Raw genomic sequence first — 10,336 nt, 5'->3', positions numbered from 1 at the left:
GGCGCCGTCGAGTGTCCATGTGGTGTCGGGGGAGTTGTTCGGGCATCCGGTGCAGGTCAGGTTCATGCCCACGGGATACGTCTTCACGCACGGGGATGGAACCCGCACGAACTCGGCCTCGACGGGCCGTTCGTGGGACGACCTGGGCGTGCCGCAGTTCACCCTCACCGACACCAGCCATGTGTACATGGAGCGGGGCGAGTACACGGTGTCCACCGTCGTGCAGTACACCGCTGAGGTGGACTTCGGTGGCGGTTGGGTTGCGGTCCCCGGGGATCCTGGAGATCCCGACGGCGGGCACGCCGGTCCAGGTGTACGGGGTGCGAAACGCTCTGGTCGAGCACGATTGCATCGAAGACCCCACCGGGCCCGGCTGCTAAGCCCGGCTGGGGCCGCTGACGCACGCGTCGCTGCGCGTGCGGACACACAGATCACAGCTCCCGCGAGTAGAAGAAGGCGCGCTCTCCCGTACCGGGATCCATGCCGCTGAAGCCATGTCTTTCGAAGAAGCGATGCGCGCCGACGTCCTCCTCGTCGACGTTGATCTCGATCGCCGAGACGCCGCGATCGGCCGCTTCCCCGAAAAGTCGCTCGATCAGAACCGAGCCCAGACCGTGTCCGCGTTGCTCCGGAACGACGTAGAGAGCTCATCCAAAGGGCGACCTCGCCGGGGTACCACACATGGGGGTGCCGCGTCAGCAGCGCGACACCGACGCCTGTATTCCCCACAAGGTATGCGAGGGTCGATGGTTCCGCAAGCAACCTGCTCAGCCGCGATGCCAGCACATCCACCCCGGGTGTCGGCACCTCGTACTCCCGGTTGAACGCGTCCAGGAGACGCGCGACGATCGCGGCGTCCTCGACGTCGCCCGACGGACGGCGTGCCCTTCACCCAGACCCGGCACGACCCCGCGACTAACCTCACCGGCGGCCCCGCGGAACGGGGGTGCGGCCCGCTGCCACGACGGCCCGCAGGGCGCCGTACAGCGGCGCGCCGGAGCTCTCCCGGCGGAGCTCACCCCGGCGGACGGACCCCCGCGCGGCCGAGGTCCCGCCGGCAGACGATCGCGCCGACGGGGCGCTGGCCGGGCGTGGCCCGCCGGTGGGTCTCGATCACCTCGAACCCGGCATCCGCCAGCATCCGCCGCAGCACTGTGGCGGGCCGCCGAAAGGCTTGCAGCACCGCGTGGTCGAACGGCTCCACCGCCTCGGAATCGAAGTAGCCCAGCAGCAGGCCTCCGCCGGGGCGTAACGTGCGGGCGAACTCGGCGAGCGGCACGTGGATGCGGGCCGGGTCGTGGTGGATGGTGGAAAACCACGACAGGATGCCGCCGAGCGCCGCATCCGCCTCGTCGATCGCATCGATGCTGCCCAGACGAAACGGCACTCCGGGGGAGGTCGACCGGGCGTGGTCGATGAACCCCGACACGACGTCGATCCCACGGACGTCGACGCCGAGGCTCGCGAGGCGGGCGGTCCACTGACCGGGCCCGCACCCGGCGTCGAGAACCCGGCCGGTCACCGACCGCGCCCACGCGACCACACAGCGCAGGTCGTCGGGGTGCGCCGCATCCGTCGTCCCGAACAAGTCGATGTACTCGGCGGCGCGGGCCGAGTACGCCGTGGTCACGTCGGGCACGCCACGAGGCTACCGGCCGACCCGGCCTGCCGCGGTCACCGCGCGGCGGGGGCGACCTGTTCGAGCACCGCGTCGTCGCCCGCGTAGATGCCGTCGGTGCGGGGCCAGTGCGCGACCACGTCGGTGAACCCGAGCTCGCTCGCCCGGCCGACGCACTCCGCGAACCGGGCCGCGCTCGACAGCGAGTACACCGGTCCGCTGTCGATCGAGAGGATGCGATCGAGCGGGCGCGTCCGTCCGATGGCGGCTTCGGCATCCGTCACGCGGGCGGCGAGGGCGGCGATCCCGCGCCACCACGCGTCGTCCGAGTCGGCCGCCGGTCCGGTCGTGACCCACGCGTCGGCGATCGACGCGACGAACCGGATGCCGCGCGGCCCGTTCGCGGCCACCGCCAGGGGGATGCGGGGTTGCTGCGCCGGGGTGCCGACCATCCGCGCGCCGACGGCGGTGAACCACTCTCCCGCGACGTCGATCCCCCCGCTGCCGGGCACCTCGAACCGCAACAGCCGGTCGAGCGCGCCGACGAACTCGACGAAGCGGTCGTGCCGGTCGCGAGCCGCGAGCACGGGCGAACCCAGCACCGTCGCATCGAACCCGGTACCACCCGCTCCGATTCCGAGCGTGAACCGCCCGCCCGCCATCTCATCGAGGGTCGCGACGTCTTTCGCGAACGGAACCGGGTGACGGAAGTTCGGCGAGGCGACGAACGTCCCCAGCCGCATGCTCTCGGTCACCAGCGCGGCACCGACGAGGGTCGGGATCGTCGCGCCCCAGGGCTGGCCGGCCAGCGAGCGCCACGAGAGGTGGTCGTACGTCCAGCCGTGATCGAAGCCGTACGCCTCGGCCCGGCGCCACAGCTCCGCCTGCTCGGGCCACGGCCGCTGAGGCAGGATGACGACGCCGATACGCATGTGCCGATTCTGCCCGACACCGTCCGGTGTCCCGTCATCCGCCCGTGTGAGCCGGGCTCGGCCCGCCGCGCCGCCGATTGCCGGACGGCGCCGGTTGCCGCCTCCCGGCCGTTGGGCTTGTGCGGCGTGCAGGGAGGGGTGCGGCGGATGCCATCTGCTGCGCCTCATCGGCCCGCGCCCGTCACGGGGTTGTCTGCAGACCGCCCGCAGGCCGCTTGCCTCATCGGACCCGGCAGCCGTTCAGGCTCGCGGCGTAGGGTGAATCCATGGTGGTCAGATGTCGCTGATCGCGCTCCGAGACCGGGTCCGCGTCGACGGTTCCGCCATCCGCACGATGCTGCTGCTGGTCGCGCTCGCCGTCGCCGTCATCGCTGGGCTCCTCGCCATGCACGCGCTCACCACCCACACCGCGGGGCACACCGATAAGGCCACGGTCTCGGCGGTCACGGCATCCATGGTCGACCACCACGACGCCACCGCCGGGGAAGCCGGCCACCGAGCATGCATCGACTGTGGCCCTGGCCACGCCGAGATGATCTTCATGGCTTGCGTGCTGGCCCTGATGGTCACGGTGCTGTTGCTCCGGCACCCGCACAGCTCTTCATCGTGGCGTCCGCCTGGGCCCGTCCTGCCGACAGTGCTCGGCGCCGTCGCGGCCATCCCGTGGCAGCGACAGTCGCGCGTCGCCCTCTGCATCAGTCGTACGTGAATCGGGGCCGGCGACAACGCCGCCTCCTGCGCCGGTCGATCGACCGCCGCGCCTTCCCATAACCCACGTACACCTTTTGGAGAAACTCTGATGAAAACTCGCACGTCCGCAACCGCCGCCCTGGCCCTCGCCGTTGCTCTCACCCTCGCCGGGTGCTCCGGCACCGGTTCGAGCACCGGCGTCACATCCGTCAACGAGCAGGGCGCCAGCCCGACGCCGTCTGCGCAGGCGGCCGACTTCAACGGCGCGGACGTCATGTTCGAGCAGATGATGATCCCGCACCACCAGCAAGCCGTCGAGATGGCCGACCTGATTCTCGCCAAGGACGGGGTCGACGACCGGGTGGTCACCCTCGCCGAGAACATCAAGGCGGCCCAGCAGCCCGAGATCGACCAGCTCGAGGCATGGCTGAACGTGTGGGGTGCCGACGCGGACGCCATGGGAGGCATGGATCACGGCGACGGCATGATGAGCGACGACGACATGGCGGCGCTCGAGGCGGCCACCGGCGCCGAAGCATCCCGGCTGTTCCTCACGCAGATGATCGTGCACCACGAAGGCGCGATCGCCATGGCCCGCGCCGAGGTGCAGGACGGTGAGAACTCCGGCGCCGTCGACATGGCGCAGGGGATCGCCGACTCCCAGACCGTCGAGGTCGCCGAGATGCAGGACCTGATCGACCAGCTCTGACGTGCCCGGCAGGGGGTGCCGGGCGGTCGCCCCCGGCACCCCACGCCGCCGCGCGCGAGCAAGCCGGGTACCGGACATCGGTGGCGCGCGGTACTGTCGCGGCATGTGCCGGAACATCCGAGTCCTCCACAACTTCGAGCCGGCGACGACCGACGACGAAGTGCGCGAGGCCGCCCTCCAGTTCGTTCGCAAAGTGAGCGGATCCACCCGGCCCTCGCGCGTCAACACCGCCGCGTTCGACCGCGCGGTCGAGGAGATCGCCGTGGCGACACGCCGGCTGCTCGATGACCTCGTCACGAACGCGCCGCCGAAGGACCGCGAGATCGAGGCGCTCAAGGGGCGGGAACGCCACGAGAAACGCATGGAGCGGGAAGTGCGCATTCGCACCGCCTCGTGATGTCGGCATTTCAGGTCGAGACGATCGGTATGGCGGGGACACTGAACGGCTATGAGACCTTTCGCAGCGGTTGTGGCCGTCGTCAGTATCGGAATGCTCAGCGGGTGTGCCTCCAGCGCGGGCTCCGCGGATGCCGGCACCATGCGCGCTGACGTCGATGCGCGCACGGTGGCACTCGCCGACGCCCCGGCGCTGGCCGCTGTCGCGAACGCGTCGCGCGTGCTCGGGATGGCTGTGCTCGCCGCGACCGCCGACGAGGGCAACACGGTGGTGTCACCGTCGAGCCTGCAAGTCGCGCTATCGATGCTGAGCGAGGGGGCCCGGGGAGTCACCCTCGCCGAGCTCGAGACGGCGCTCGGGGGAACGGGAGCGGAGCGCCGCGACGCCTTCGCGGCGCTCCGCGGGGCCCTGGCTCCCCTCGACGGCGACCCGAAGGACGCCACCGGCGACGACATCCCCGACGACCCGATCGTGCACCTCGCCGACCAGGTCGTCATCGACGAGGGTTTCACCGTCGACGACACCTTCCTGGAAACCCTCGCCGACGTGTACGACGCCGGCGTCCAGCAGGTCGACCTCGGCGGCGAAGAGGGCAAGAAGGTGCTCGACGCCTGGGTGAACCACCACACCGGCGGACTCATTCCACAGTCGGCGATCACGCCCGACGATCGGCTACGGGTCGTCTTTCAGGACAGCATTCTGCTCGCGGCGCGATGGGAGCGGCCGTTCGACCCGAACGTGACCTCCGAGCAGCCCTTCACCCTCTCCGACGGCCAACGGGTCGACGTCGACACGATGCGCGGGCTCCAGGATGTGGCGTATGCCGAGGTGGACGGGTGGCGTGCGGCGCGGCTGCCCTACGTCGCCGCGCTGCACGCCGACGTCATCCTGCCTCCGGAGGGAACCGACCCGGCTGCGGCGTCACCGGGACTGCTCGCCGCTCTCGACGACGCACTCGACGCGGCGACCGCCGAATCCGTCGAGCTCGCGATCCCCGTCATCGACACCTCGGGCTCTGTCGACGTGCTGGAGGTGCTCGGCGACCTCGGCATCGGGACGCTCTCCTGCTCGGCGGGAAACGCCGACCTGTCGGGCATCGCGGGCACGCCCGGTGACCTCTGCGTCAGCCAGGCGACACAGCAGGCGGTGCTGCGGATCGACGAAGAGGGCACCGTGGCCGCGGCGGTCACCGAACTCGGCGCCGCCGCGACGGGGGCCCGCGTCGACCCGCCTCACGTGCTGCGCCTCGACCGGCCATTCCTGTTCCAGGTCACCCACAACGACACGAACTGGATGCTGTTCACCGCCGCCGTCCGCGACCCTCGCGCCTGAGGCTGCGGAGAACCCGACCGGCTATCGTGCGAGTTGACGCCCGATGATCTCTTTCATGATCTCGGTCGTGCCACCGAAGATCGTCGCGACCCGCGAGTCCATGTAGTCGCGGGCGACCGCGTACTCGCGCATGAACCCGTACCCGCCGTGCAGTTGCACGGCACGCTGGATGACGCGCTGGTGCAGTTCGGTCGCCCACCATTTCGCCATCGCCGCCGTGGTCTCGCTGAGCGCGTGGTCCGCGGCATCCAGAATGCACCGGTCGATGAACGTCTGGGTCACCTCGATCTCGGTGGCGAGCTCGGCGAGGTAGAAACGGTTCGCCTGGAAGTCGATGATGCGCTGGCCGAACGCCGTGCGGTCGCGCGCGTGCGCGAGGGCAGCATCGAAGGTCGCGCGCATGCGCGCCATCGACGTGACTGCGATGCTCAACCGTTCGATCGCCAGGTTGCGGCGCATGTTCTTCATGCCTTCCCCGGCGGCGCCGAGGAGGTTCTCGCGCGGGATGCGGGCATCGACGAACGACAGTTCCGCGGTGTCTTGGGCGGGCAGCCCCACCTTCTTGAGCGGCCCGGTGCGGGTGAACCCGGGGGTGTCCGCGTCGACGACCACCAGGCTGATGCCGTCGCGGCCCGCGGCGGGGTCGGTGCGGGCCACCACGATGTAGAAGTCGGCGAGCAGGCCGTTGGAGATGAAGGTCTTCGCGCCGTTGAGCACGAACTCGTCGCCCGAGGGGATCGCCGTCGTCGCGATCGCGGCGAGGTCGGACCCGGTGCCCGGTTCGGTCATCGCGATCGCGCCGACCTTCTCGCCCGCGATCATGGGCGCGAGCCAGCGCTCGTTCTGGGCGGGAGTGCCGAAGGCGATCAGGTATGGCGCGACGAGGTCGTTCTCGCCGCTGATCGACATCGAGACGTCGGTCGCACCGGCCGCGGCGATCTCCTCGATCACGATCGCGTTGTACCGGAAGTCCGCCACCCCACCGCCCCCGAACTCCTCGGGCGCGGTGATGCCGATGAGGCCGGCCTCGGCCGCCTTGCGGAACAGGGAACGGTCGACGCGGCCGGCGGCACTCCACGCGTCGAGATTCGGAGTGACCTCGCGCTTGACGAACTCACGGACGGCATCACGGAATTGCTCATGGGACTCATCGAAGATCGTCCGCGGCACGGCTACGTTGACCATGAATCGATTGTAGGAAACAACTATTGTCAATCTCAATAGGTTCGGGGAACTCGCCGTCGCAGGTCCGTCGCACGAAGCGCGAGGCGGGAGAGCCGACTGTCATCGGTGCGCCACCAGGGGTCGCGCAGCGAGTGGACTTTGCCGAGCCGCAGCAGTTGCCACACACTGAGCCCGATGACGATGATCGGGCCGCCAAGCGTCAGGGCAAGCTGCACCGGCAAGGGGAAGACCCCCGTCGCTCCGGCCGCGAACTGCGCCACGTTGACCCAGATGGTCCACGCCGCCACCGCGATTGACACGAGCGCGGGCATGAGCGGATGCGCGTCGTGCGCGCGAAACGCGGACCCCACGGCGTGGTACGCGAACCCGGCGATCAGCGTCAGCGCCGCGGTCGTGAGGAACGGCATCGCGAGCGCCACGACGAACATGATCAGGAAGATCAGGATGCGGTAGCCGTCATCGGCCGGAGGTGAGGTGGCCAGGGACGTGGTCGCGGTGGAGAGACCCCACATGGCCAGAGTCGCGACGGTGATCCCCAGCGCGGTGATCACGACGGTCGCGACGGGGATCATCGCGCTGGTGAACATGTGCCGGCGTCGGCCTCGGCGGGCGCACGAGACGAGCACCGCGGCGGCGAGGAAGACCGCGGCGACCAGCGGCAGCGCGGCGGCGAAGCGGTCGTTGATCCCGTGGTTGATCGCCTGCCACCCATCGATCGCATCCGGGCGCCAGACGAGGTAGGCGGTAGCCAGGACCACGAGGCCCAGCACATTCCGTAGCCGGAACAACCACTGCAGGGGGTCGGTCGCGGCCGTGCGCTGCCGCCACAACAGTTCACCCAACCGCCAGCCAGCCGCCGCGGCAGAGGCGAGTTGCTGCGCGGCCCAGATGATGATCCTGATGCCGGCGATCCAGAGAAGTTGGTACATGGCACCCCCACATCCACGGTGCCACGGCCTTCCGACATCCGGCGCCCACCCCGGCGCGCACCCGAGGCGCGGGACCCGAAGCCAGCCCTACACTGGCGGGGATGAGGATGATCGGCGTGCTGGGCGGGATGAGCTGGGAGTCGTCGGCGGAGTGGTACCGCCGCGCCAATGGCGCGGTGCGCGAGCGGCTGGGCGGATATCACTCGGCGCGCATCGTGCTCGACTCGCTCGACTTCGCCGAGGTCGAGGCCTTGCAGGCCGCCGGCGACTGGCCGGAGGCCGGGCGCCGGCTCGCGACCCGAGCCCGCGCGCTCGAGTCCGCCGGGGCCGAGTGCCTCGTGCTGTGCACCAACACGATGCACCTCGTGGCCGATGAGATCGAAGCCGCCGTCGACATCCCGTTCCTGCACATCGCCGATGCGACAGCGGCCGCGGTCGCGGGGGCGGGGGTCGACGCGATCGGGCTGCTCGGCACCGCGTTCACGATGGAGCAGAGTTTCTACCGCGACCGGCTGGCACGCACCGGCATCCGCACCCTCGTTCCCGACGCCGACGACCGGCGCACCGTGCACGAGATCATCTACGGCGAGCTCGTGCACGGCATCGTGGCCCCGGCCTCCCGCGACCGCTACCGCGCGGTGATCGGGCGTCTGGTCGATGCCGGGGCCGCCGGCATCGTGCTCGGCTGCACCGAGATCGAACTGCTCGTCTCGCAGGACGACAGCCCGGTACCGGTCTTCCCGACGACCGCGCTGCAGGTGGCGGCGGCCGTCGACTTCGCGCTGGGCTGATTCTGACCGATGAGCAACGGTTCGGTGGTGTTGTCGATGCGCTCGGTCAGCTCGGCGGCGGCGCGCACGCGATCGGCGTGCAGGTTGCCGCCGCGCCACCGGAAGCCCTCCACGGATGCCGCGGGGTAGCGTGCGCGCAGCTTGTCGTGCAGCGCGTGCCCTGGGTCGATCCACGTGGGCTTTTTCATCAGCCAGGGAACGAGGATGGTTCCGTGGACCGGGATGATGCGTCCCGAGGTGAAATCGAGTCTCATGCCCTCCGCCTCTCTGCGGCTGCCCCTTCATCCTCAGGAGGGCGAGCGCACCGAGCTGATACCGGCGCGGACGAGTGCCGCCCTATGCATGGTGTCTCGTGAGGACTGAGTGCGAACCGAGTTCGCGTCCAGTTCGACTCGAACTAGATTCTTGTATGAATGGCCCGGAAAAACCCAGGTGAATCGTAAAATTCACTGCCGGGTGTGGCGGCCTCGAGCGAGGTGGAGTCCTTTCACTTGTGTTCGAGGGATTCGGTTCAGCCGCGCGGAGCGTGTCGCCTCGCCATCGTGAGTCTCACCCGGCGCGCCGTCGTCAGCAGGACATCGCCGACGCGAACTCGGCGACCGCTTCGGGTGCCCCTCCCGAGCACTTCACCGGGCGGGGCGTCCGGTGAGACCTGTATGTGCCGTGCTGTGTGACGCCTTGGTGCGCTCGATGTGCGCGCTTAAGGACCGCGTTACGCGCGCGGGTCGTACTTTTGCCCGTCGGCGGACTTCGGATCTCCTACGAGACCCCATCTTCCGCTGCCTCTTGTGCGGCGAGAGCCGCGGCACCGTCGGACACATCCGGGCCATCACCATCCGATGAAAAGGAGAGCGCGCCCCGGAGCAGCACGGGCAGTAAGAGCGGGGACCGGAAGACACGAGACGTGAGCGTCATGACCGCCTCGCGCACGTACGGGAACGCCTGCATCAGAGTGACGTTGTTGACAAACTCGTACGCTACTTCGCGTGGGATGCGAAGGGGCGCATCTGAGACGTACTCACACGCGATATCGACGGTCACGTCGCCTTGCTCGGCATGCACCTCTACCGTAAGGCGCGCCCCAAACTCGATCCCGATGTGCCGGGTGCGAAACCCAAAGTCAGTGCTGTACTCCCCCTCGGGAGACTCAAACGGTGCGTCGTCGGCGCGGAGCTTTGCGCCGACTCCGTAATAGACGACCTCAGTCAGGCGAAGCTTCTCAACTAGCGACTCGATCGTCTCGACGCCGAGTTCCTCACTCACCGTCAATGCCAGCCAGTACGAGCAACCGCACGCTGGGCGCTGCGGCCGGCGAGATGGATGATCTGAGAACTTCCCCAAGACGTGGCCGACTCGTCGCCTTCAGAACTATCAATCACCACAGCGTGATCAACAATGACCCCAAGCGCGTGTGCGTAGCGGCGAATCGTGGACAGCTTCGGATCGTTTCCCTGGCTCTCGAATGCCGCCAGCGCTGGTTGCGACACGCCCATCCTCTCCGCGAGCTTGGCTTGCGATACGCCGAGACTCTCTCGGATATGCCTTAGATGCCACAGCAGTTGAAGATCGTGCTCAGCAAGCACCCGTGCGCGTCGCTCTCCCGGAGTCTCGTCATCGATTCCAAACGGATCTGAGCTGTCGGGTGGGGTGACCCGCGTCGTGGGGGTCGAGAGTAGAGGGTGGTCGCCTCTTGTCCGCTCGCCTGTGCGGGCGGATGCTGGGTGTCTGGCCGTGGTTGACGTCGACACCCTTT

General features: G+C 69.0%; 13 protein-coding genes. 5 read left to right on the top strand and 8 right to left on the bottom strand.

Features of this window, described 5'->3' with window-relative positions; genetic code table 11:
* The 4 genes from ACK5KK_RS01660 to ACK5KK_RS01645 form a co-directional block, all read right to left on the bottom strand.
* On the bottom strand, positions 1–216 hold a 216-nt coding region (locus ACK5KK_RS01660; protein ID WP_416888352.1), incomplete at its 3' end, for a hypothetical protein.
* A gap of 215 nt (positions 217–431) precedes the next feature.
* Positions 432–596 (bottom strand): hypothetical protein, encoded by a 165-nt coding sequence (locus tag ACK5KK_RS01655; RefSeq protein ID WP_416888353.1) that lies wholly within the window; start codon positions 594–596, stop codon positions 432–434.
* Between the two features lie 419 nt (positions 597–1,015).
* Complete coding sequence (locus ACK5KK_RS01650) at positions 1,016–1,639, bottom strand: class I SAM-dependent methyltransferase (RefSeq protein WP_416888351.1); 624 nt, start codon at positions 1,637–1,639, stop codon at positions 1,016–1,018.
* A gap of 35 nt (positions 1,640–1,674) precedes the next feature.
* Positions 1,675–2,550, bottom strand: coding sequence for an LLM class flavin-dependent oxidoreductase (locus ACK5KK_RS01645; RefSeq protein WP_416888350.1), 876 nt, complete (start codon positions 2,548–2,550; stop codon positions 1,675–1,677).
* A 277-nt stretch (positions 2,551–2,827) separates the two neighbouring features.
* On the opposite strand from ACK5KK_RS01645, the gene ACK5KK_RS01640 reads away from it, so the two are divergent.
* The 4 genes from ACK5KK_RS01640 (at position 2,828) to ACK5KK_RS01625 (ending at position 5,678) form a co-directional block, all read left to right on the top strand.
* Positions 2,828–3,259, top strand: a complete 432-nt coding sequence (locus ACK5KK_RS01640) for a DUF6153 family protein (protein ID WP_416888349.1) — start codon at positions 2,828–2,830, stop codon at positions 3,257–3,259.
* A 90-nt stretch (positions 3,260–3,349) separates the two neighbouring features.
* A complete protein-coding gene (locus tag ACK5KK_RS01635; protein ID WP_416888348.1) occupies positions 3,350–3,949 on the top strand; it encodes a DUF305 domain-containing protein in 600 nt (199 codons plus the stop codon).
* 103 nt (positions 3,950–4,052) lie between these two features.
* Positions 4,053–4,346: a DUF2277 domain-containing protein gene (locus tag ACK5KK_RS01630; protein ID WP_416888347.1), complete on the top strand. Its 294-nt coding sequence runs from the start codon at positions 4,053–4,055 to the stop codon at positions 4,344–4,346.
* A gap of 51 nt (positions 4,347–4,397) precedes the next feature.
* Positions 4,398–5,678, top strand: coding sequence for a serpin family protein (locus ACK5KK_RS01625; RefSeq protein WP_416888346.1), 1,281 nt, complete (start codon positions 4,398–4,400; stop codon positions 5,676–5,678).
* Positions 5,679–5,699: 21 nt separating this feature from the next.
* Here the strand turns inward: ACK5KK_RS01625 and ACK5KK_RS01620 are convergent, their stop codons facing one another.
* Together ACK5KK_RS01620 and ACK5KK_RS01615 are read right to left on the bottom strand one after the other, a co-directional pair.
* A complete protein-coding gene (locus ACK5KK_RS01620) occupies positions 5,700–6,863 on the bottom strand; it encodes an acyl-CoA dehydrogenase family protein (protein WP_416888345.1) in 1,164 nt (387 codons plus the stop codon).
* 32 nt (positions 6,864–6,895) lie between these two features.
* Positions 6,896–7,792, bottom strand: a complete 897-nt coding sequence (locus tag ACK5KK_RS01615) for a hypothetical protein (RefSeq protein WP_416888344.1) — start codon at positions 7,790–7,792, stop codon at positions 6,896–6,898.
* Between the two features lie 101 nt (positions 7,793–7,893).
* Between ACK5KK_RS01615 and ACK5KK_RS01610 the strand changes: the two genes are divergently transcribed.
* Positions 7,894–8,583, top strand: coding sequence for an aspartate/glutamate racemase family protein (locus tag ACK5KK_RS01610; protein ID WP_416888343.1), 690 nt, complete (start codon positions 7,894–7,896; stop codon positions 8,581–8,583).
* 759 nt (positions 8,584–9,342) lie between these two features.
* On the opposite strand, the gene ACK5KK_RS01605 is transcribed toward ACK5KK_RS01610, so the two are convergent.
* Positions 9,343–9,846 (bottom strand): hypothetical protein, encoded by a 504-nt coding sequence (locus tag ACK5KK_RS01605; RefSeq protein ID WP_416888342.1) that lies wholly within the window; start codon positions 9,844–9,846, stop codon positions 9,343–9,345.
* Between the two features lie 2 nt (positions 9,847–9,848).
* The gene (locus ACK5KK_RS01600) at positions 9,849–10,166 is read right to left on the bottom strand and encodes a helix-turn-helix domain-containing protein (protein ID WP_416888341.1); all 318 of its coding nucleotides are present in this window, start codon (positions 10,164–10,166) and stop codon (positions 9,849–9,851) included.
* Positions 10,167–10,336 lie beyond the last annotated feature (170 nt).

Origin of the sequence: Microbacterium sp. (genome assembly GCF_047972865.1) — a bacterium.
In the GTDB taxonomy this organism is placed as follows: Bacteria; Actinomycetota; Actinomycetes; order Actinomycetales; family Microbacteriaceae; genus Microbacterium.
The sequence above is the reverse complement of the archived record's forward strand: the minus strand, read 5'-3'. Positions and strand labels throughout refer to the sequence as shown.